General features: G+C 43.8%; 18 protein-coding genes and 1 tRNA gene. All 19 read left to right on the top strand.

Annotation, left to right across the window (positions count from 1 at the left end; translation table 11 throughout):
* Positions 1-212: 212 nt before the first annotated feature.
* The 19 genes from MHN32_RS21265 (at position 213) to MHN32_RS21175 (ending at position 23106) form a co-directional block, all read left to right on the top strand.
* Positions 213-289: transfer RNA gene (locus MHN32_RS21265), tRNA-Met, on the top strand.
* A gap of 270 nt (positions 290-559) precedes the next feature.
* Positions 560-1015: a ribosome maturation factor RimP gene (gene rimP, locus MHN32_RS21260; protein WP_010370818.1), complete on the top strand. Its 456-nt coding sequence runs from the start codon at positions 560-562 to the stop codon at positions 1013-1015.
* 39 nt (positions 1016-1054) lie between these two features.
* Positions 1055-2554, top strand: coding sequence for a transcription termination factor NusA (gene nusA, locus MHN32_RS21255; protein ID WP_010607870.1), 1500 nt, complete (start codon positions 1055-1057; stop codon positions 2552-2554).
* A gap of 25 nt (positions 2555-2579) precedes the next feature.
* The gene (gene infB, locus MHN32_RS21250; protein ID WP_010607871.1) at positions 2580-5267 is read left to right on the top strand and encodes a translation initiation factor IF-2; all 2688 of its coding nucleotides are present in this window, start codon (positions 2580-2582) and stop codon (positions 5265-5267) included.
* An 82-nt stretch (positions 5268-5349) separates the two neighbouring features.
* Entirely contained in the window at positions 5350-5754 is a 405-nt protein-coding gene (rbfA, locus tag MHN32_RS21245) for a 30S ribosome-binding factor RbfA (RefSeq protein ID WP_010370823.1), read from the top strand.
* Positions 5754-6701 carry a tRNA pseudouridine(55) synthase TruB gene (gene truB / locus MHN32_RS21240; RefSeq protein WP_102056361.1) on the top strand — a complete coding sequence of 316 codons (948 nt, stop codon included), beginning with the start codon at positions 5754-5756 and terminating at the stop codon, positions 6699-6701. The genes rbfA and truB overlap by 1 nt, the downstream gene beginning before the upstream one ends.
* Positions 6702-6806: 105 nt before the next feature.
* Complete coding sequence (rpsO, locus tag MHN32_RS21235) at positions 6807-7076, top strand: 30S ribosomal protein S15 (RefSeq protein ID WP_239422737.1); 270 nt, start codon at positions 6807-6809, stop codon at positions 7074-7076.
* Between the two features lie 224 nt (positions 7077-7300).
* A complete protein-coding gene (gene pnp / locus MHN32_RS21230) occupies positions 7301-9427 on the top strand; it encodes a polyribonucleotide nucleotidyltransferase (protein ID WP_010370826.1) in 2127 nt (708 codons plus the stop codon).
* A gap of 409 nt (positions 9428-9836) precedes the next feature.
* Positions 9837-10724, top strand: coding sequence for a lipoprotein NlpI (nlpI, locus tag MHN32_RS21225; protein WP_239422736.1), 888 nt, complete (start codon positions 9837-9839; stop codon positions 10722-10724).
* Entirely contained in the window at positions 10702-11829 is a 1128-nt protein-coding gene (locus MHN32_RS21220; protein WP_239422735.1) for a hypothetical protein, read from the top strand. The genes nlpI and MHN32_RS21220 overlap by 23 nt, the downstream gene beginning before the upstream one ends.
* Positions 11830-12032: 203 nt before the next feature.
* Positions 12033-14825 (top strand): monovalent cation/H+ antiporter subunit A, encoded by a 2793-nt coding sequence (locus tag MHN32_RS21215; protein WP_017217780.1) that lies wholly within the window; start codon positions 12033-12035, stop codon positions 14823-14825.
* Entirely contained in the window at positions 14825-15166 is a 342-nt protein-coding gene (locus tag MHN32_RS21210; RefSeq protein WP_010370832.1) for a Na+/H+ antiporter subunit C, read from the top strand. Before MHN32_RS21215 ends, MHN32_RS21210 begins: the two co-directional genes overlap by 1 nt.
* Positions 15163-16677 carry a monovalent cation/H+ antiporter subunit D gene (locus MHN32_RS21205; RefSeq protein WP_010370834.1) on the top strand — a complete coding sequence of 505 codons (1515 nt, stop codon included), beginning with the start codon at positions 15163-15165 and terminating at the stop codon, positions 16675-16677. The genes MHN32_RS21210 and MHN32_RS21205 overlap by 4 nt, the downstream gene beginning before the upstream one ends.
* Complete coding sequence (locus MHN32_RS21200; protein WP_239422734.1) at positions 16678-17214, top strand: Na+/H+ antiporter subunit E; 537 nt, start codon at positions 16678-16680, stop codon at positions 17212-17214.
* The gene (locus tag MHN32_RS21195) at positions 17208-17477 is read left to right on the top strand and encodes a K+/H+ antiporter subunit F (RefSeq protein WP_010370838.1); all 270 of its coding nucleotides are present in this window, start codon (positions 17208-17210) and stop codon (positions 17475-17477) included. Before MHN32_RS21200 ends, MHN32_RS21195 begins: the two co-directional genes overlap by 7 nt.
* Positions 17478-17486: 9 nt before the next feature.
* On the top strand, positions 17487-17813 hold the full coding sequence (locus tag MHN32_RS21190) for a Na+/H+ antiporter subunit G (RefSeq protein WP_010370840.1): 327 nt from the start codon (positions 17487-17489) through the stop codon (positions 17811-17813).
* A 216-nt stretch (positions 17814-18029) separates the two neighbouring features.
* Positions 18030-20144, top strand: coding sequence for a methyl-accepting chemotaxis protein (locus MHN32_RS21185; protein WP_174170740.1), 2115 nt, complete (start codon positions 18030-18032; stop codon positions 20142-20144).
* A 103-nt stretch (positions 20145-20247) separates the two neighbouring features.
* Positions 20248-22170: a DNA topoisomerase III gene (locus tag MHN32_RS21180; RefSeq protein WP_239422733.1), complete on the top strand. Its 1923-nt coding sequence runs from the start codon at positions 20248-20250 to the stop codon at positions 22168-22170.
* Between the two features lie 78 nt (positions 22171-22248).
* On the top strand, positions 22249-23106 hold the full coding sequence (locus MHN32_RS21175) for a tetratricopeptide repeat protein (RefSeq protein ID WP_239422732.1): 858 nt from the start codon (positions 22249-22251) through the stop codon (positions 23104-23106).
* Positions 23107-23410: the final 304 nt, after the last annotated feature.

Genomic DNA, 23410 nt, shown 5'->3' with positions numbered 1-23410 from the left:
CGCTTGATTTTGTGAAGTGCCGAAGGTCGTCGGTTCAAATCCGACTTCCACTTCTTTGAAAAGTAGAAGTAAAACAATTTTATGTTTCGGTGTAGAATGGAGTTGCTTGATAGATGGTCGGGCGCTTGATTTGGTAAAGTGCCGAAGGTCGTCGGTTCAAATCCGATTGCCACTTCTTTGAAAAGTAGAAGTAAAACAATTTTATGTGTTGGCGCGGGATGGAGCAGCCTGGTAGCTCGTCGGGCTCATAACCCGAAGGTCGTCGGTTCAAATCCGGCTCCCGCAACCAAGTTAAAGATTGAGTTCTTTGATTTCGCGCATTCCTTGTAATGCGCGTTTTGCGTTTAAGCATCGGCTTTTTTGTTTAAGTTGATGATTAATTTGGCTGAGATAGCTCGCAAACCAAGCACGGCCTTTGGCCACACAGTTTGTTATTCGTGTGACGCCCCGCTTGGTTCGGGGCGTTGTTGTATCTGGCGCAAGGTGTATTCTGAGCCCAAGATCAAGCAGCTATGATTTGGGGCTTTAGGCCCTTTTTTTGTTTGTATGGAGGAGTTCTGTGTCAAAACTCGAGCAAGATTTGACTGAAATGTTGGAGCCTGCAGTTGCTGCGTGTGGCTTTGAATTACTCGGTCTTGAGTTTGTGCAAGCTGGTCGTCATTCTACACTTCGTGTATATATCGATCATGAAAACGGCATTAATGTAGATGACTGTGCGGAAGTGAGTCGTCAAGTTAGTGCAATTTTAGATGTCGAAGACCCGATTACGAACGAATATAGTTTGGAAGTATCTTCTCCTGGTGTTGACAGACCATTATTCAAACAAGCTCACTATGAAGCAGCAGTGGGAGAGGAAGTACGTTTGCGTACTAAACTTCCGCAAGAAGGTCGCCGTAATTTTAAAGGCGACTTAGTAGCAGTTAATGGCGATATGATCACGTTAAAAGTTGACGCTCAGGACTTTATCCTGATGTTAAGCAACATTGAGCGTGCCAATATCATCGCAAAATTCTAACTTTGAGTGCGAAGGACAAGGGCAAGCGAGGCATTACCTATGGCAAAAGAAATATTGTTGGTGGCAGAAGCTGTTTCCAATGAAAAAGCGGTCCCAAGAGAAAAGATTTTTGAAGCATTAGAGTTCGCACTAGCGACAGCAACAAAAAAGAAGCACGGCGGTGAGATCGAAGTACGCGTTACTATCGACCGTAAAACGGGCGAGTACGATACTTTTCGTCGTTGGAAAGCGGTTGAACCACAAGAAGACGGTTCACTAGAAAATCCATATGCGGAAATCACTATTGAAGCGGCGCAAGTTGATGAGCCTGACGTTCAATTAGGTGATTACGTTGAAGAGCAGATCGAATCAATTAAATTTGACCGTATCACCACACAGATGGCGAAACAGGTAATCGTACAAAAAGTACGTGAAGCTGAGCGCGCATTAGTTGTTGATGCATATAAAGATCAAAAAGGCGAGCTAGTGACAGGTGTTGTTAAAAAAGCAACGCGTGACGCTATCGTTATCGACCTTGGTAACAATGCTGAAGCGGTAATTTACCGTGAAGACATGCTACCACGTGAAAGCTTCCGTCCGGGTGACCGTGTGCGTGGTCTACTTTACGAAGTGAAGCCTGAAGCGCGTGGTGCTCAGCTATTTGTTACGCGTTCTAAGCCTGAAATGTTGATGGAACTATTCCGTATTGAAGTTCCGGAAATCGGCGAAGAAATGATTGAACTTAGAGGTGCTGCACGCGACCCTGGTTCTCGTGCTAAAATCGCTGTAAAATCAAACGACAAGCGTATCGACCCTGTAGGTGCATGTGTTGGTATGCGTGGCGCACGTGTACAAGCTGTGTCTTCAGAACTTGGCGGTGAGCGTGTTGACATTGTACTTTACGATGATAATCCAGCACAGTTCGTAATCAACGCAATGGCACCGGCTGAAGTAGCTTCAATCGTAATGGATGAAGATACGCGCACGATGGAAATTGCAGTTGAAGCTGACAACCTAGCGCAAGCGATTGGTCGTAATGGTCAAAACGTACGTTTAGCTAGCCAACTTACTGGTTGGGAACTAAATGTAATGACAGTGGAAGAGATGGAGCGTAAGAGCTCGGAAGAATCAGATAAATTGGTTAATCTATTCACTGAAAATCTAGACATCGACGATGATTTTGCAACACTACTGATTAACGAAGGTTTCTCTTCACTTGAAGAGGTGGCTTATGTACCAGTAGCTGAATTTTTAGAAATCGACGGTCTAGACGAAGAAACCGTTGAAGAGCTACGTAACCGTGCGAAAGATGCACTGACTACGAAAGCACTTCGCGATGAAGAAAGTCTTGAAAATGCAGAACCTGCAGAAGACCTACTAGCACTTGAAGGACTTGAGCGTCATACCGCTTTTGTTTTTGCTAGCAAAGGTATCGTTACACTTGAAGACCTTGCAGAGCAAGGTATTGATGACTTAGTTGAAATTTCTGAGTTATCAGAAGAGCAAGCTGGTGAGTTAATCATGGCTGCACGTAACATTTGCTGGTTCAGCGAAGAGTAATTTATTAACGGAGGTAACATCACATATGGCAGAAGTGAGCATTAACAAACTAGCCGAGAGTATTGGTACAACTGTTGATAAATTACTACAACAGTTAAAAGATGCAGGGATCACCAAAGCCGAGGGCGACCAAGTTACTGAATCCGAAAAGGCGACGTTGCTTGATCACCTAAGCAAGCAACACGGTGGCACTGGTTCAACCGGCCCTGAGCGTATGACTCTACAGCGTAAGAGTAAAAGCACGTTAAGTGTTAACTCATCTGGTAAAGCAAAGTCTGTATCTGTAGAAGTCCGTAAGAAGCGCACTTACGTTAAAAAGAGCGCAATCGAGCAGCAGAGAGAGGAAGAACGCTTAGCTGCAGAGGAAGCTGCGCGCAAAGAAGCAGAGTTAATGGCTCAGCAACAAGCAGAGCAACAGGCCAAAGTAGAAGCTGAGCGCAATGCGCGCGAAGAAGCGGAACGCAAGGCCGATGAGGAAGCCGAGCGCAAAGCTAAAGAAGAGGCGAAGCGACAAGCGGATGCTGAACGTCAAGCCAAAGATAAGCAGAGTAAAGAAGTGGATAGCGCGCAACAAATTAAAGAACGTCAAGAAGCTGAGCGTCTGCGTCAAGAAGCAGAAGCAGCAGCCCTGAAAAAGGCAGAAGAAGAAGCGAAACGTCAAGCGGAAGAAGCTCGCCGTCTAGCGGAAGAAAACGAAGCACGTTGGAAGGCGGAAGAAGAAGAGCGTCTTCGTCGAGAAGAAAGTGCTGATCACCACCTAACAACTTCTACTTACGCTCGTGAAGCGGAAGATGAGTCTGACGCACGTGAAGAGAAAAGCGCACGTCGTAAGAAGAAGAAAAAGCCAAGTGCGAAAGAAGAAGCAGCAGAAGCGAATGCGAAGAGGCTGAAAGGCAAAAAAGGTCGCTTAAAAGCGCCAACTTCATTACAGCATGGTTTCCAAAAGCCAGCGGCAGAAGTTAAACAAGAAGTACGTATCAGTGAAACTATCACTGTTGCAGAACTTGCTTCTCGTATGGCAGTTAAAGGCGCTGAAGTTGTTAAGACAATGATGAAGATGGGTGACATGGTTACCATTAACCAAGTTATCGATCAAGAAACTGCGCAGCTAGTGGCAGAAGAAATGGGTCACAAAGTTATTCTAGTGAAAGAAAACGAGCTGGAAGAAAAAGTACTAAGTGACCGCAGTGAAGAAGGTTCTCTTGAGCCACGAGCGCCGGTAGTAACGGTAATGGGTCACGTTGACCACGGTAAAACGTCAACGCTTGACTACATTCGTAAAGCAAAAGTTGCTGACGGCGAGGCCGGTGGTATTACTCAGCATATCGGTGCTTACCATGTTGAGACGGACAGTGGCATGGTCACTTTCCTAGATACTCCTGGACACGCGGCGTTTACGTCGATGCGTGCTCGTGGTGCGAAAGCAACCGACATCGTTGTACTTGTTGTTGCAGCGGACGATGGTGTAATGCCTCAGACGAAAGAAGCGGTACAACACGCGAAAGCGGCCGAAGTACCACTTATCGTTGCTGTGAACAAAATGGATAAAGAGGGTATTGACCCTGACCGCGTTAAGAATGAGCTTGCTCAACTAGATGTAATCCCAGAAGACTGGGGTGGTGAAACGCAGTTTGTTCATATCTCAGCGAAGACTGGTCTTGGTATTGATGAGCTACTAGAAGCTATCTTAATGCAATCTGAGCTATTAGAATTACAAGCTTCTAAAGAAGGCATGGCGTCTGGTGTGGTAATCGAATCTCGCCTTGATAAAGGTCGTGGTCCAATCGCTTCTGTACTTGTTCAATCAGGTACCCTAAACCAAGGTGATATCGTACTTTGCGGTCTTGAATATGGTCGTGTTCGCGCGATGAAAGACGAAAACGGTAAAGACATTAAATCAGCGGGTCCTTCAATTCCAGTAGAGATCTTAGGTCTTTCTGGCGTACCAGCTGCTGGTGACGAAGCGACAGTAGTTCGTGATGAGCGTAAAGCACGTGAAGTGGCACTATACCGTCAAGGTAAGTTCCGCGAAGTGAAGCTTGCTCGTCAGCAGAAAGCGAAGCTTGAGAACATGTTCTCTAACATGACTGAAGGCGACGTATCTGAAGTGAACATCGTACTGAAAGCAGACGTTCAAGGTTCTATCGAAGCAATCGCTGATTCATTGACTAAACTGTCTACAGATGAAGTTAAAGTGAAGATCGTAGGCTCTGGTGTTGGTGGTATTACTGAAACGGATGCAACACTTGCAGCGGCTTCTAACGCTATTATGGTTGGCTTTAACGTACGTGCGGACGCTTCGGCACGTAAAGTTATTGATACTGAGAACCTAGACTTACGTTACTACAGCGTTATCTACAACCTAATCGAAGAAGTAAAACAAGCAATGACAGGTATGCTTGCACCAGAATTTAAGCAAGAGATCATTGGTCTTGCTGAAGTTCGTGACGTGTTCAAGTCGCCTAAGATCGGTGCTGTTGCAGGTTGTATGGTAACTGAAGGTGTGGTTAAACGTAGTGCGCCAATCCGTGTACTTCGTGATAATGTTGTTATTTACGAAGGTGAGCTTGAGTCACTACGTCGCTTTAAAGATGACGTTGCTGAAGTTCGTAGCGGTATGGAATGTGGTATCGGCGTTAAGAACTACAACGACGTTAAAGTCGGTGACCAAATCGAAGTATTTGAAACTGTACAGGTAGAGCGTACGCTTTAATTGTAAGTTATTAAAATACTTGAGATGGGGGCACTAGCCCCCATTTGTGATCTCATAGATTTTGAAATTTTAAGTGGTGAAAATGAGAGAATTTTCTCGTACAGATCGCGTAGCACAGCAAATTCAAAAAGAAATTGCGGTGATCCTACAGCGCGAAATTAAAGATCCAAGATTGGGTATGGTAACAGTGTCAGCTGTTGAGGTATCACGCGATCTTTCTTATGCAAAGGTATTCATTACTGTGTTGAATACGAGTGATGAAGACAAAACTAAGCAAAGTGCGGCTATTCTGAATGAAGCAACCGGTTATATCCGCTCGCTTCTTGGCAAGCGTATCCGTGCGCGTATCATGCCTGAGCTTAAATTTGTTATTGATAACTCCCTAATGGAAGGTATGCGTATTTCTAACTTGGTTGACTCTGTGATCAGAGAAGACAACGCAAAGCGTGGTCCTGAGTCTGGAGATAAAGACCAAGAGGAAGAGTAATGGCGCGTCGCACCAAAGGCCGTGCGATCGACGGCATTCTGTTATTAAATAAACCGCAAGGTATTTCTTCTAACAAAGCACTACAGCAAGCAAAGGGCATTTATTTCGCTCAAAAAGCGGGCCACACCGGTGCTTTGGATCCGCTGGCAACAGGTATGTTGCCAATTTGCTTTGGAGAAGCGACTAAGTTTACCCAGTTTTTGCTTGATACTGACAAAACCTACGTGGTGAGAGCGCAGCTGGGTGAGCGCACGACGACATCAGATTCTGATGGTGAAATTGTTGAAACGCGACCAGTAAATGTAACACTTGAGCAGTTAGAGCAAGAAATTGCCAGCTTCTTGGGGGTATCTGATCAGTACCCTTCGATGTATTCGGCGCTCAAATATCAGGGCCAACCGCTATACAAATATGCCCGCGAAGGCATCGAAGTACCGCGAAAATGTCGCAAGATTAATGTTTATCGTATTACGTTAGATGAATATGACGAGCAAACTCAACAAATTCAAATGACGGTGCATGTGTCTAAGGGCACTTATATTCGTACGATAGTCGATGATTTGGGGGAAAAGCTTGGCTGTGGTGCGCATGTCATTATGTTACACCGTAGTGAAGTTGGTCATTACCCTAGCGACAAAATGATTACCTTAGTCGAGTTAGAAGCGTTACTTGAGAAAGCAAAAGCGGAAGAAGTTGCGCCTTCGACTTATCTCGATGAATTATTGTTGCCGATGGATACCGCTTTGGTCGATTTGAGCGTTGTTGATATTAGTGCTGAGCAAGGCGTTGCTTTTGGTCATGGGCAAACCGTTGCTGTCGAAAATTTACCAGACGGTATTGTTAAAGTGGTTGCTGATGGTAAGTTTGTTGGGATTGGCGAGCGTAATCCACAAGGATTATTGAAAGCAAAACGCGCGCTATCTTCCGCTCAGCCGGAATCACAATAAAATCTTCCTATGCAAGGGGAGTTTATGCTGGTATAATCCGCCAGCTTCCGCTTTGGCTGAATTAGTGATCGGCTGAAGCATTACTAAACTTATTTTGGAGTTATTATGTCACTAAGCAATCAAGAAAAAGCAGAAATCGTAGCAAAGTTCGCACGCGCAGAAGGTGATACAGGTTCACCAGAAGTACAAGTTGCACTTCTAACTGCTGACATCAACAAGCTACAAGGTCACTTCGCTAACCACAAGCAAGATTTCCACTCACGTCGTGGTCTTCTACGTAAAGTTAGCCAACGTCGTAACCTTCTTGACTACCTAAAAGGCAAGAGCGTTGAGCGTTATGCTGCACTAATCAAAGAGCTTGGCCTACGTCGCTAATATTTTTGATTTCTTGTTGAAAATTTATCCAACAGTAAAAAAGGGGCTAATTAGCCCCTTTTTTTGTGGCTGTTCTATCAGTATACTTACAGCCGTTTAAAAATACTTTTAAACAAGCGTCAATCGGATTTCCAATTGTAGTGCTTAAGTAAATTATGGTGAGTTTATTTAAGACTGTGATTGGTCCCCGTTGACGTTGAAAACAATTTAGTAAGGAAAATATTGTGCAAGCAATTATTAAAGAATTTCAACTAGGTCAACACACGGTGACTCTAGAGACAGGTGCTATCGCACGTCAAGCTGACGGTGCAGTACTTGCAAGCATTGGCGATACTTCGGTACTTGTTACTGTTGTAGGAAGAAGAGAAGCGGCTCCTGGCCAAGACTTTTTCCCACTAACGGTTAACTACCAAGAAAAAATGTACGCTGCGGGTCGTATCCCTGGTGGTTTCTTGAAGCGTGAAGGTCGTCCTTCAGACGGTGAAACACTAACCGCTCGTCTAATCGACCGTCCAATTCGTCCTCTATTCCCAGACGGCTTTGTAAACGAAGTTCAGGTTATCGCGACAGTGGTTTCTGTAAACCCTGAGATCCAACCAGATATCGTTGCTTTGATTGGTACTTCAGCAGCACTAGCTATCTCTGGCATTCCATTCAATGGCCCGCTAGGTGCCGCGCGCGTTGGTTTCATCGATGGTCAATACGTACTTAACCCTACGTTAAAAGAGCTAGAGACAAGTAAGCTTGACCTAGTTGTTGCTGGTACTGAAAACGCAGTACTAATGGTTGAATCAGAAGCTGAAGTGTTAACTGAAGAAGAAATGCTTGGCGCTGTTGTATATGGTCACGAGCAATCACAAGCTATCATCAAAGCAATCGAAGAATTCCGCGCTGAAGCTGGTAAAGCTGCATGGGATTGGACAGCACCTGAAAAAGATTTAACACTAGCTGAAAAAGTCGCTGCAATTGCAGAGCAAAAAGTAGGTGATGCTTACCGTATTACCGACAAAGTTGCACGTAAAGAAGCACTTTCTGAAGCAAAAGCAGAAGTCATTGAAAAGCTAGGCGCTGAAGTTGCTGAAGGCGAGTCACTAGACGAGCAAGTGGTAGGTAAAACATTCAGCTCACTTGAGAAGAAAATTGTACGTAGCCGTATCATTGCTGGCGAAAAACGTATCGACGGTCGTGAACCAGATATGGTTCGTGCGCTAGACGTGATGACGGGTGTACTGCCACGTACTCACGGTTCTGCAATCTTTACTCGTGGTGAAACTCAGGCACTTGTAACAGCAACCCTTGGTACTGAGCGTGACGCGCAGATGCTAGATGACCTAACTGGTACTCACAAGCATCACTTTATGCTTCACTATAACTTCCCTCCATTCTGTGTAGGTGAAACGGGTTTTGTAGGGTCTCCTAAGCGTCGTGAAATCGGCCACGGTAACTTAGCTAAGCGTGGTATTGCGGCAGTAATGCCAACACTGGCTGAATTCCCATATTCAGTACGTGTAGTATCTGAAATCACTGAATCAAACGGTTCATCTTCAATGGCATCAGTATGTGGTACTTCACTTGCGCTAATGAACGCTGGTGTTCCAGTTAAAGCGTCAGTTGCTGGTATCGCGATGGGTCTAGTGAAAGAAGGCGAAGATTTCGTTGTACTTTCTGACATCCTTGGTGATGAAGATCACTTAGGTGATATGGACTTTAAAGTAGCGGGTACAGCAAACGGTGTAACTGCACTACAGATGGATATCAAGATTGAAGGTATCACCAAAGAAATCATGCAGATCGCGCTTCGCCAAGCGAAAGCTGCGCGTCTACACATCCTAGGTGTGATGGACCAAGCGATTTCTGCACCTTCTGAAGAGCTATCTGAGTTTGCTCCACGTATCTACACTATGAAGATCCCTGCGAAGAAGATTGCTGAAGTTATTGGTAAAGGTGGTGCAACAATTCGCCAGCTTACTGAAGAAACAGATACAACGATTGAAATCGAAGACGACGGTACTATCAAGATCGCTGCAACGAATGGTAATAGTGCACAAGCTGCTATTTCACGTATCGAAGCGCTTACAGCAGAGCTTGAAGTTGGTACGCTTTACACTGGTAAAGTTATCCGTATCGTAGACTTCGGTGCGTTTGTAAACGTACTTCCTGGTAAAGATGGCCTAGTGCACATATCACAAATCAGTGAAGAGCGCGTAAATAACGTTTCAGATCACTTAACGGTTGGTCAAGAAGTTAAAGTTAAAGTACTTGAAGTTGACCGCCAAGGCCGTGTTCGCTTAAGTATCAAAGAAGCACAAGAGAAAAAAGCTGAGCAGCCTAAAGAAGAAGGCGCTGAGTAATCTTTGCAATACTTTGCATAGAATAGAAGTGTAAAGGGGCTGAATAGCCCCTTTTTTTATGCTTTAATGCTGTTTGACTCAAAATGATGAAACAAAACTGAGTTTATCTGGTCAATAGAGAACTAGGCAAAGTTATAGTACATAACCTGAGCTGCGGATAATTAATGCCTTTCTAGCAGAAAGTTTTAGCGCTAACTGCGTTGAATTCACTTCCAATAGCCAGCTATTGGTGCGTAAATTCGCCTTGTTTTCCCTAAAGCTCTCTGGCTAGACAAGGAGAAAACTAAGTTGTGCTTTAGCAACAATGAGTTGGAACATTCCTTATCCAAACCTCAGGTTACATAATCAGATTGTTGGTATACCTGTGCAAAGACTCTAAACGGGCAAATGCCATTGAATGAGGAAGGAAATGAAGTTAGCGAAAATAGTTGTGCCATTAGTGCTAATGGGGCTGGTAGGATGTAAAAGCACGCAGCCAGAGGCCACTAAAAACATTGTAAATGTTCCGCTTGCAGTACCACTTCAAGCCAATTTCCGTAATGAAATTGCCATTGCTCGATTTAACGAGTTACTCTTGCAGTCGGATATGGCAAATGAGCAACGCGCGCAGCTACTATATAATCGCGGTATGCTGTACGATAGCATTGGTTTGCAAACCCTTGCTCGTATTGACTTCAATCGCGCCGTAAAAATTAAGCCAGATCTCGCTGAAGTATATAACTTCCTAGGTATTCACCAAACGCTAGAGCAAAATTATGGCCGGGCATATGAAATGTTTGATGCTGTGCTAGAGCTCGACGAGCAACATGAATATGCCTATTTAAATCGTGGTATCGCATTGTATTACGGTGAAAGAGCCGATTTAGCTGTAAAAGATTTTGAAGCCTTTTTGGCGCGTGCTCCAAAAGATGCGTATCGTGCTATGTGGCTGTATATTGCTCAGCAGCAAGTAGACGATGCGCTTGCTAAGCAGACATTGGCGGCAAATAGCCAAGCATTAGACCCTGACGAGTGGTCGTCTCAGTTAGTTGCATTGTATTTGGGTACTTTATCTGAAGAAGCATTTCTTGCGCAGATCTCTGAGGGCGTGAGCACCCAAGAAGAGTATGCGCAGCGTCTCTGTGAGGCCTATTTTTATCTGGCTAAGCAATATCAGACGCAAGGGGACTTAGCCTCTGCGATTAGCTATTTTAAGCTCGCATTGGCAACCAATGTATATGAGTTTGTAGAACATAAATACGCCCGTCTTGAGCTTGATTTACTTGCCCAGTTGAATGTCGAACAAGACGCGAGCTAAACACCTTTTTATTTTTATGCTTATAGGGCTGCTGTTTTCAAGCAGCCCTAATTATGCACACCTCTCTATCGCGCAAAAATCAGCACTTGTCGTCGCCAATCCAAATAGCTATTTTGCCATTGCACCGGCGCTTGAGGTGCTACCCTCACAAGCAAGTGCACAATTAGTAAAAGCCATTGCAGGCCTAAAGCAACCAAGTTGGGAGTTTGAACGGTTACAGCGCGATTTGAGTGCTCAACAGAAAAATAGCACTAAGCTGCTTTTACTTGATACTTGGTCTCGTTTAAATCGTCAGCAGCGTCAGCAAGTGTCCGAGCAGTTAGTATCACTTGGCCGATATCACTTGCTTTATGCGCTTTCAAAACGCTACGCGTTAAACCCAGAACTCACTTCGTTGCTCGCGGTGTGGCAAGGAAAGCCTGTTACGACATTTTTGAATAATCCCTACTTAAGACTGTTTCAGACTCTCTCAGAGCGTCAGCATTCAAGTGCGTCTTGTCAGTTTAATCTTGCATTAATCGCCAGTAATTTAGATGGTTTGCAGCGTTTACAAGTGCTTAAACATGCTTATGAGCAACAACCAGAGCCAGCCAAAGGCGTATATTGTTTATCTAAACCGATATATGCGGCGAACAAACTTAGTTGTAAGAAGCGAAGGGGATTTGCAATGTGCGACTTACGATACGAGCAGGGCTTGTCAAAATACGATCACTTGGTGTTTATGGCAACGGAGGGGCTTGCTAATGTCAGCGGTAAGCACATGACTTTGAGCGCCACCAGCACTTACAACACGCTGGTACACGAGCTTATGCACTTTAGTGGTTTTGAAGATGAATACCCAGTACCAGCTAAAAAAGCAAAATGGCTTTGCGCGACTTCAGGGCAAAAGGCACCAAATCTTTACGTTGGTGACCACGCACCGAACAATTGGGTGCCAAGTCGCACCTGCGAGTTAGGTAAATTTTCCTCATATAAACCCTCGAATAGTCACTCTTTGCTCGAATATCAATCAATTAAGTTAGATGCAAATTACCGTCAAAGGTGGTTAGCAGTACTGAATTCAATACGTTTAGAGGATAAAATAGCGGTTAATTCGGCTGAATAGTTTTGAACTTATTCTGAATAGTTTGTTAAGGTTGGCTAAAATAGCATCAGCTAGAAAGTGAAACTCTAGACAACTCAAACACTAATCAAGTATAACAGGGTTCATGTACGTGTGGTTGATGTGTACCGATCGCTCCAACTTGGAAGGGGGATTGTCACATTAATCTAAACGAGCCATAACGACGCAAATAAAAGGTTTCATCTATGACTTTATTTTGGATACCCTTGCTATCCTTAATTGGCAGTTTTATCTCTGCATTTACGGGAAAGCTTTCTCGTAATCAGTCGACTGCTATAACCTTAGTAGCGCCAGCAGTGGCAATTTTACTTGCTGTTGATCTCGCTCCTGCCGTTTTCGCAGGAGAGACTATTCGGTACACATTTGAATGGGTTCCGCTTCTAGATATTAACATCGCGTTTAGACTGGATGGTCTTGCGTTGCTGTTCGTTTTCATGATCTTGGGCATCGGTATGCTGGTTATCTTCTATGCCAGATACTACCTTAGCAGCAATGATTCCATGCCTAAACTTTATGCTTACTTAATGCTCTTTATGACCGCCATGCTTGGTATCGTTATGTCTAATAACGTATTACAGCTTTGGTTATTCTGGGAGCTTACCAGTATTAGTTCATTTTTACTTATTAGCTATTGGTGGCATAAGTCAGAGGCCCGCAAAGGGGCGAAAATGGCACTTGCGATCACTGGCGGTGGCGGTTTAGCACTGCTTGCCGGCTTGATGTTGATAGGAGATATTGTAGGTAGTTATAACCTGGATGTGATTTTATCTAGTCGTGAGCTTATTCAATCCCATGCATTATATGAAGTGGCGTTAATCCTTGTGCTACTGGGCGCATTTACCAAGTCCGCGCAATTTCCATTCCATTTCTGGCTACCGCACGCGATGGCTGCACCAACACCTGTAAGTGCGTACTTACACTCTGCGACTATGGTGAAAGCTGGGATATTCTTACTGGCGCGCTTTTATCCTGCGCTGGCGGGTACAGAGCTGTGGTTTATTCTCGTTGGCCTAACTGGCTTAGCGACGCTGCTCGTTGGCGCCTATATCGCGTTATTTAAACATGATCTAAAAGGTCTTTTGGCGTTTTCGACGATCAGTCATTTAGGCCTTATTACTTTATTACTTGGTCTGGATACTGAGCTTGCGACTGTTGCGGCGGTTTTCCATATTATTAACCACGCAACGTTTAAGGCCTCTTTATTCATGGCGACGGGGATCATCGACCATGAAACGGGCACTCGTGATATGCGTAAACTCAACGGTATGTGGCGATTTATGCCCTATACCGCAACGCTTGCGATGGTTGCCGCTTCTGCGATGGCTGGGGTGCCGCTACTTAATGGTTTCTTGTCAAAAGAAATGTTCTTTGCCGAGACGCTACACCAGCAACTTCTGGGCTCTATGTCGTGGTTGATTCCAATTTTGGCGACAATCGCCGGTGCATTCTCTGTTGCGTATTCGGCGCGATTTATTCATGACGTATTCTTCAACGGAGATCCAATTGATTTACCCAAGGAGCCGCATGAAGCGCCACGCTATATGCGTTTTCCAATCGAAATCTTGGTCGCTTTATGTTTGATAGTCGGCATGTTCCCTAACTTTATCGTTGATGGCATGTTAAAGACAGCATCAAGTGCGGTATTAGGGGAGGCTGCGCCAACCTTTGAGGTTGCTATTTGGCATGGCTTTAACTTACCACTGCTCATGAGTGGCCTTGCGGTATGTGGTGGCTTATTAATTTATACTCAGCGCAAATATCTATTCCAATTCCAAGCTTCATTACCGCCGATGAACGCTAAGAAAACGTTTGAACGCACTATGTACAACATAGTGTCTTGGAGTCGCGCGCGTGTAAACGCAATAGAAAATGGTTCGTTACAGCGTTATCTGATGCTGATGTTTATCGTTGTGCTGGTGAGTGCAGGCTGGCCATTGTTTGAAATGTCACAGTTAGTGGGTAATTTAGAGCCGACGCCAATTGACGTACATAACGGTATTGGTGCTGGTTTATTAATGATTGGAGCGATTGGCACGGTTATCTGGCATCGTACTCGTATGGTTGCACTGCTAATGATTTCGGTTGTTGGTCTCATGGTGTCGGTTGCCTTTACGCGCTTCTCAGCACCGGATCTGGCGCTTACTCAGTTAACGGTAGAAGTAGTGACCATTATTCTGTTGATGCTTGCGTTATTCTTCTTACCGCAAAGAACGCCGAAGGAGTCTAGTTCTATTCGCGTACTCCGTGATATGGGTATTGCTTCAGCAATTGGTGTGATCATCGGAAGTATCAGTTACGCCTTGATCACAAGGCCATTGGATAGTATTTCTGAGTTCTTTATTGCAAACGCCAAAGTTGGCGGTGGCGGGACGAATGTCGTTAACGTTATCTTAGTGGATTTCCGTGGTTTTGATACGCTAGGTGAAATTACTGTACTGGGTATTGCGGCACTGGGGATTTATAAGTTACTGATTAATTTGCCATTATTCATGCCTGGCAGTGACAGTGAAGGCAGACCTTGGGCGAAAGAAAGATATCCGCTACTGCTGGCAAGTATTTCACAAAGCTTATTGCCTTTGGCATTGCTGGTCTCGGTTTATATTTTCTTGCGCGGCCACAATCTACCGGGTGGTGGATTTATCGCGGGCCTAATCACGGCGATAGCCTTTATTTTACAATACATTGCTCATGGTTCGAATTGGATTGCAGAGCGCTTTGATGTCAATTACCGCAAGATTATTGCAACGGGTATCGCTATTTCTCTAGCAACCGGTGTGGGAAGTTGGTTCTTTGGCAAACCATTCTTAACCTCATGGTTTGATTATTTTGATATCCCATTGGTAGGTAAAACTGAGCTGGCAAGTGCCATCGCATTCGACCTTGGTGTTTATATCACCGTGGTAGGTGCAACGCTGATGATTTTGGCGAGCCTAGGTAAAGTAACGGCAAATGCGCCCAAAGAAGAGGTGAATATTTAATGGAATTGCTTTATGCATCGTGCGTGGGCTTGCTAGTAGCCTGTGGCGTATTTTTGATTCTACGAGCAAGAACATTCCCTGTTGTTCTTGGTTTAACTATGTTGTCTTATGCGGTCAACTTGTTTTTGTTCGCATCGGGTAGATTGACCTTAAACAAAGCTGCAGTGCTTGGTTATAGCAGTGAGTATGCAGATCCACTGCCGCAAGCCTTGGTATTGACGGCAATTGTTATCGGGTTCGCGATGACGGCATTTGTCGTGATCTTAGCTATTCGCGGTCGTTCTGATTTGGGTAATGACCATGTAAATGGCATTGTTCCTGACAAAAAGGGTAAAGCATGATCCAACATTTGACTTCTTTACCTATTTTATTACCTATGTTGGCAGGGGTGATCCTGCTGATGCCACCGTGTGGTAAGAACTTAGCGATTAGGCGTAAAGTTTCAGTACTTATGTCGCTAATTACGTTTGCAGTTTGTGCCTCACTTTTACTACATGTTCAGCAGTCTGGCATTCAGGTTTATGCGATTGGTAACTGGCAAGCACCGTTTGGTATTGTGTTAGTTGCTGATCAACTTTCGACTCTGTTAGTCAGCTTAACCGCTTTGTTGTGTTTTGTGTGTTCGCTGTATAGCTGTGCCGGAGACGACGAACGAGGAAGTTTCTTCCATCCGTTACTGCACTTTTTGGTGATGGGGGTAAATGGCGCCTTCTTAACTGGTGACGCGTTCAACTTATTTGTATTCTTTGAGATTTTGTTGATAGCGTCTTATGCGCTGTTAATGCATGGTGGTGATAAGCACAATACCCGTGCTTCACTGCAATACGTGATCCTAAATCTAGTAGGTTCGTCGGTATTTTTGATTGCATTAGGTATCTTGTACGGTGTGCTTGGTACCCTAAACATGGCGGATATGGCATATAAGATCACCTTCTTACAAGGAGATGATGTTTATCTTGCTAAAATTGGCGGCTTGTTATTATTGGTTGTATTTGCGCTAAAAGGCGCTTTGCTACCGCTTCATCTATGGCTGCCAAACACCTATGCAACCGCGTTACCTGTTGTAGCTGCTTTATTTGCAATCATGACCAAAGTGGGTGTGTATTCCATGATGCGTGTGTATACACTGATTTTTGGTGACCAAGCTGGTGAATTAAGTCATATGGCACAAGAGTGGCTATGGTGGCTCGCTCTGGCGACTATCGTCATGGGTGGGATCGGCGTACTTGCTAGTCAAGATTTGCGTAAGCTGTCTGCAAATTTAGTGGTGGTGTCAGTTGGTACCCTAGTGGCATTAGTCGCCGTACAAACGGTAAATAGCAGCGCTGCAGCCATTTACTATTTAGTGCACTCGACATTAGTGTCTGCTGCTTTGTTTTTACTTGCTGATTTAGTGGGGAAACAAAGGGGGAAAGTCGCTGATAGGATCACCGCGGGTCGCCCAGTAGTTCAACCTATGTTACTTGGCATCATGTTTGCGATTGCGGCAATCACTGTGATTGGTATGCCGCCGTTATCAGGCTTTATTGGCAAAGTATGGATCTTAAAGTCGACCATCGAGTCGAGTCACACGTATTGGTTTTGGGCGGTGTATTTGTTAGTAAGCTTAGCGGTATTAGTAAGTGTCTCAAAAGCTGGTAGCACAGTGTTTTGGCATCATACAGGTAAGGTTGATACACAATCGGCAGAAAAAGCGCACCCAGCCCAAATTATCGCAATTCTTACCTTGATAACTTGTGCGCCGTTAATGGTGATTTTTGCCGGTCCATTGACTGATTACGCATTGTCGGCAGCCGACTCTTTGCACGACTTTTCTAGCATGACGAATGCTGTGTTAAAAGGAGCGAAATAGATGCGTTTAGAAGCAAGGTTTAAATGGCTACCAACTCCATTTCGCAGCTTACTGCTATTTACTGTGTGGTTATTGATGAATAATAGTGTGTCAGCTGGGCATATTATTCTCGCGACTATTCTAGCGATTGTGATCCCGCTTATTACCTATCGGTTTAGAACTAAGCAGCCACTGATCATTAAGCCATGGCGTGCGTTTACTCATTTGCTTTTGGTACTTTACGATATCATTACCGCCAACGTTGAGGTTGCGATAAAGATCTTAGGACCAACGAAGAAATTGCGCCCCGGTTTCGTGTTGGTGCCGCTCGATATAGATCAAGCTATGCCAATCACTATTTTAGCCAGCACGGTATCTTTAACTCCTGGCACCGTAAGTGCTGAGGTATACCCTTGGCCTGAGTCTGTAAAAAGTGGCGAAAAACCAGAGCGTAAATACTTATTGATCCACGTGTTAGATCTTACGAATGAGCAAGCGTTGATTGATACTATTAAATCTCGTTATGAAGCGCCATTGAAGGAGATTTTTGAATGCTAGAAACTGTAATTCTTATTGTCTTTGCGATGATAGGTGTATCACTTTTGCTAAATCTTTGGCGTTTGGTTGTTGGACCTTCAATTCCAGATAGAATTTTAGCGCTCGATACCATGTACATAAATACCATTGCGCTTATTATTCTTTACGGAATGAGTATGGGAACTGCATTGTACTTTGAAGCCGCATTATTAATAGCAATGCTTGGTTTTGTAAGTACGGTTGCGGTATGTAAGTATTTGCTACGCGGCGACATCATAGAATAGGAGAGCGATATGTCGGAATGGATAATTTCCATTTTATTACTGTTAGGTGGTGCGTTTGTATTGATAGGCTCTATTGGTCTTGTGAAAATGCCTGACTTTTTTATGCGTCTCCACGGTCCTACAAAGGCCACAACGCTTGGAATGGCGTGCTTATTGACCTCGGCAATGGTGTATTTTAGTACCACGACTGATGGTGTGAGTGTAAAGGAAATCTTGATTTCAATATTTTTGCTGCTCACTGCCCCTATTTCTGGATATATGCTGATTAAGTCAGCAATACATCACCGCTTGCCGAGTAATGAAAAGACGACAGGCAAAGACAAGATAAAAAAATAGTGCTTCGGCGCTATTTTTTTACCCATCACTTTATAATTTATTCCCTAAATAATCCCACTCAAGCATCATAAATTTCAGTACGTTATTAAATTTTTTGCTACAGTTAAAAAAGACTTCATAGTCGCCGATAAAAATAGGGGTCACTCGTTTTATCAAGTTGATGATGAACGTGCAGTGCAATTTGTTTGCATACTAAGTCTAAAAACTGGGAATGTTATGAAACAAGCTTCGATTAAAAACAAACTCTTATTCTTTGTAACAGCATTAGTAACGAGTTTGGTTGTTATATTAGTGACAACAATGTGGTTTCACCTTGCAGCAGAAAATACCAAGCAAAGTGAAGGGGTCCAACAAGCGATTTATGATGAAATATCCCAAGGTCTTATCGCTAAAGGCAATCAATATGGGCAACGTGTGGCTGGCTTTATCAATGAAGCCTATCGTGTTCCTCATACTTTGGCGGGTGTACTATCTCATACCGCCGAGCAGGATCCTCTGAGCCGTGAACAAGTGCAAGAAATTGTCAATGGTGCGCTAAAGCAAAATCGCTTTGTGTCTTCTATGTATGCACAGTTTGAACCGAATGGTTACGATGGCAATGATGCCAGTAATCAAGGTGGTTCGAGTCACTCTGTGCCGGGCGCTGGTACCTTAGAGCTCTACTTTACTCAAGAAGCCAATGGTCCGATGCAACAAAAAGTTGAGTCGGCAGAAGAAAAATATGCCGATGCAATCAATGAGTTTGGCCTACGAGAAGCCGAGTGGTATCTGTGCGCAAAAGATAAAGTGGCGCCGTGTATCATGGAGCCCTATTTATATGAAATTTCTCCGGGCAACAAAATGCTGATGACCTCATTGACCACACCAGTCGTGGTCAATCGTCAATTTAGAGGCTTAGTGGGCGTGGATGTAAATTTGCCGATTTTCCAAACCATGGTCGACGAGCTCTCAAACTCGCTTTACTCAGGAGCCGCTAAGGTAACCTTGTTAAGTGAGTTGGGTCTTGTTGTGGGTTCTAGTCACTACAAGAATTTAGCCCGCCCACTTGCTGAGTCGACAAAGTCAGATAGGGCTGAGGTGTTAAAATCGCTGCACACAGGTTCTGGGATTAAAGAGCTTGGTGAAGACTTAGTCGTAGCGGTACCGATTAAAATTGCGTTACCAAACACCACTTGGTCTCTAGTAATCGAACTACCTAAGGCAATTGCACTTAGTTCTGCTACAACGCTGCAAAGTCAGCTGGAGGAGTCGACAAACTCCGTTGGTCGCTGGATGCTCATTATCGGTATTGTTATTGCTGTTATTGGCATTGCCATTGCGGTGGTATTAGTGAACACAATTATCGGTCCGCTTACGCATATTCAGGAGCGGGTAGAGAACTTAGCTTCTAGCGAAGGCGATTTAACGCATGAACTAGAAGTGAGTCATCATGCTGAGTTGATTGCCTTGGCACATGGCTTTAACCGCTTTACTGATAAACTACGAAAGATGATTGATGACCTCAAAGGTCTTGCTGAATCTTCCTACGAGCAGTCGCATCGAACAACAGAAGCCGCGATAAACATCAAAAACAAAGTCGCTAATCAGCACTTAGAAATAGATAGCGTAGTTACTGCAATTAACGAACTCAGTGCAACTGCTTCAGAGGTGGCTCGGGCATCGGAAAAAGCGGCTGCAAGTACGAATCAGGCCGCAGATCAAGTTCAGCAAAGCGAACAAAGCATCATTAAAACGACCGAAACGGTGCAATCAATGGCGGATCAAGTCATTGATGCAAAACAAGCGGTCGTGAAGGTATCTGAGCGCAGTGATGATATTTCCAAAATACTAGAAGTGATCAGAGCCATTGCAGAACAAACTAATTTACTGGCCTTAAACGCAGCAATTGAAGCGGCAAGGGCGGGGGAGCAAGGGCGCGGCTTTGCGGTTGTTGCCGACGAAGTTCGAGCTTTGGCGTCAAAAACACAAGCATCGACGGACGACATTAGTAAACTAATAGATAACCTACAGAGTGAAGTCGCGAACTCAGGCCGGATCATTGAGAGCTCTGTGCAGCTAGGTGAAGACGCAGTGAGTTATTGCCAAGAATCGGCTAGGTTAATGAGTACGCTAGTTGCTGAGCTGACAAGCATTTCTAACGAAGTAACACAAATTGCTACGGCTGCGGAAGAGCAAAGTATGGTTACCGAAGAAATTAATACGAATACGACGGGCATTTCAGATGCCGCTGCTGAGCTTTCGAAGTTCGCAGATGAAGTAGAACAAGCAGCCAGTTCAATGACGCTGATAGTCGAACAAAAACACAAGCAACTTAATTTATTAAGAACGTAAGTTTGTTGGTTTGCAAAGAGACTGGAGACAGTCTCTTTGCAGCTATGGTGTTTTTCGTCAAAATTCACTATGATAACTGTATCTATATACAGTTAAGCTAATCATGAAACTTTATATCGCAGAAAAACCCTCTTTAGGCCGAGCAATCGCCGATGTCTTACCAAAACCACATAAAAAACAAGATGGTTATATAGAAGTCGCGAATGGTGATGTGGTTTCTTGGTGTATAGGTCACCTGTTGGAACAAGCAGAACCTGAAGACTACGACGTCAAATACAAAAAATGGCAGTTTCATGATCTACCAATCGTGCCGACTCAATGGCAGTTCAAAGCAAAGCCAAAAACAAAAAAGCAGCTTAGCACTTTAAAAAAGTTACTCACAAAAGCCGATGAAATCTACCATGCTGGAGATCCTGATCGAGAAGGGCAATTGCTCGTGGACGAAGTTTTTCAATTTGTAAACTTGCCTGAACGGAAAAGAGCAACGATCCGACGCTTGTTGATCAGTGATTTAAACCCACAAGCTGTGAAAAAGGCATTGGCTTCGACACGTTCTAATCAAGAATTTGTTCCTTTAAGTGTATCTGCACTTGCAAGAGCTAGAGCGGATTGGCTATTTGGGATGAATTTAACCAGAGCATTTACGTTGGCCGGGCAAAAAGCGGGAGTGAATACTGTTTTGTCGGTTGGCAGAGTGCAAACTCCGGTACTTGGTTTGGTTGTTAGAAGAGATCTAGAAATAGAGAACTTTGTATCTAAACCATTTTATGAGGTGATTGCACACATCAATAAACCAAATTGGGGTGTTTTTGAAGCTAAGTGGGTACCAAGTGAAGCATGTAAGCCCTATATGGACGAAGATGGGCGTGTTCTGGTTAAGGCCTTAGCCGAAAACGTTGCGGATCGGATCAGTCAAAAGCAAGCAACAATAAATAAGGTTGAAACAAAACCAAAAAAGATAAACCCGCCGTTACCCTATAACCTTTCTTCTTTGCAGATTGACGCAAATAAGCGCTACGGTTTATCGGCTCAGCAAGTGTTGGATATTTGTCAGGCACTTTATGAGAAACATAAATTGATCACTTACCCTAGATCAGATAACCGTTATCTACCACAAGAACATTTTGTTGAAAGAGAGCAAGTCATTGCGGCTGCCGAGCACAATCAGGGAATAGAAAGTAAGTTTATTAAGTTAGCTGACATGAATCTAAAAGGAGCGTGTTGGAATGATAAAAAGGTAGAAGCGCATCACGCTATCATTCCAACCACTAAAAAGCTCCGCAGTGCTCAGCTTGGGCATAGAGAGTTACAGGTCTATCAACTCATCTCTGTACAGTATCTTGCGCAATTCTTTCACCCCTACCGCTACAACGAAACTAAAGTGGAGTTGGAGATTAGTGGTGGTCAATTCAAAGCACAAGCGAAGCAAATAACAGATCAAGGATTCAAGATACTGTTTAAAGGTCATGAGGTAGAGAAAGAGAGCCTATTGCCGGAGTTACAGGTGGGAGAGCAACTTTTATGCGAGAAAGGTGAAGTTAAAGAAAAACAAACTCAGCCGCCAAAGCATTACACTGAAGCTACCTTATTAGGTGCGATGACAGGTATTGCACGGTTTGTTTCCGATCAATCTATCAAAAAGGTATTGAAAGACATTGATGGGCTTGGCACTGAGGCGACGCGGGCCGGAATTATTGAGCTTTTGTTTAGACGGCAGTTTCTTAGACGAGAAGGTAAGACTATATATTCTACGGTGCTGGGAAAAGCATTTATTCAAACCCTACCTGAGTCACTTTCATTACCAGATAGAACTGCGCTCTGGGAGTCATTGCTCGGAAAGATCGCCAATAAGGAAACGTCGTATAATCAATTTATGCAACCGCTTTGTGATGAGTTAGGTGGATTTATTGACAGCGCTCAGTCTATCAATACGAATGCACTGAAAGGTGTTCCTGTACCTGCATTTAAAAAGCGTGGTGCAAGAAAGGGGAAATTTACCCGAAAGAGAAAGCCAAGCTCTGCATAATTGTTTTCTTGGCTTGGTTGTAAATTCAGATAGTGTCACTATATCAACCATATTAATTACTCAGACAGAAAATAGAATATGAGCAATAAAATCCAACTAACCCCTGAAAACATTCAGCAAGTAATAACCGATCCAAATCCAGAGAAAGTGTTATTGCTGACCTTTTATAGCAATCAAAATCCTGAATGTGTTCAGCAAGACCAAATATTGGAGAGGATAGCGGCAGCTTATAGTGAGCATATAACCGTAGGCGTTATTGATTGTGATGTCCAACAAGCGCTGGCATCTCAACTCGCTCAGCAAATTGGTTTACAAGCTTTGCCAACGATTGTGATTTTAAAAGGTGGTGCGCCAGTAGATATGCTGGCAGGGGCAAAAACAGAAGAAGAAATTAAAGAAGCTTTGTCTGAGCATTTACCATCACCTGAAGTTATTTTACTTGATCAAGCGAAGCAATTTCTCGCAAGCGGCGACCTAAATAATGCTTTTGTTTATGCGAAGAAGGCATACGACATTGACAGTAGTAACACTCGGGTTAAGTTGGTGTTTGCGGATATCTGTATGCAAATTCAAAAATTTGATGAAGCTCAAGCGTTATTAGATTCTATAAATGAAGAACAGCGAGACCCGTATTACCACAATTTAGTCGCTAAATTGGCGCAAGCTGCGGCTGCACAAGATTCACCAGAGGTAAAGCGTCTAGAGCAAGCGGTGGAAGCTGAACCTGATTCATTAGACTTACGTTGTCAGTTAGCTCAAGCTCAGTTAGATGTGGGTAAAAAAGAAGAAGCATTGGCAAGCCTACTTATGGTGCTTAAGAAAGATATGAACTACGGTGAAGCCAAAAAGGGATTTTTAGATATTATCGCTTCGCTTCCTGATGGCGATAGTGTTGCTTCAGCATATCGACGAAAGCTATATAGTCTTCTTTACTAAAAGAATAGATAGTTGAATACCAAGATACAGGTGGAAATTTCTTCAACTGTATCTTGCATCCTCCCAAATTTGATCAATACTTATAATCCCTTCGCGAAAACTGGTGACAGTTTTATGAAGAAAATATTTCATTAATGTGGTTTTTAAGTGGTTTTGTGCGTTTTCTGTTCGAACAAACCTTTTTTATAAGTTTTAATGAAAAAAGGGGTTGCACTAAAATCGGATCGCCCTATAATGCGACCCCACTGACACGGGGCGCTACGCTGAAAAGCAAAGCAGCAACGAGTTAGCGTCAAGTAAAACT

The organism is Pseudoalteromonas sp. Of11M-6 (genome assembly GCF_022347905.1).
Taxonomy (GTDB): domain Bacteria; phylum Pseudomonadota; class Gammaproteobacteria; order Enterobacterales; family Alteromonadaceae; genus Pseudoalteromonas.
Note: the sequence above shows the minus strand (reverse complement) of the source record. Positions and strands in the feature narration are given on the sequence as shown.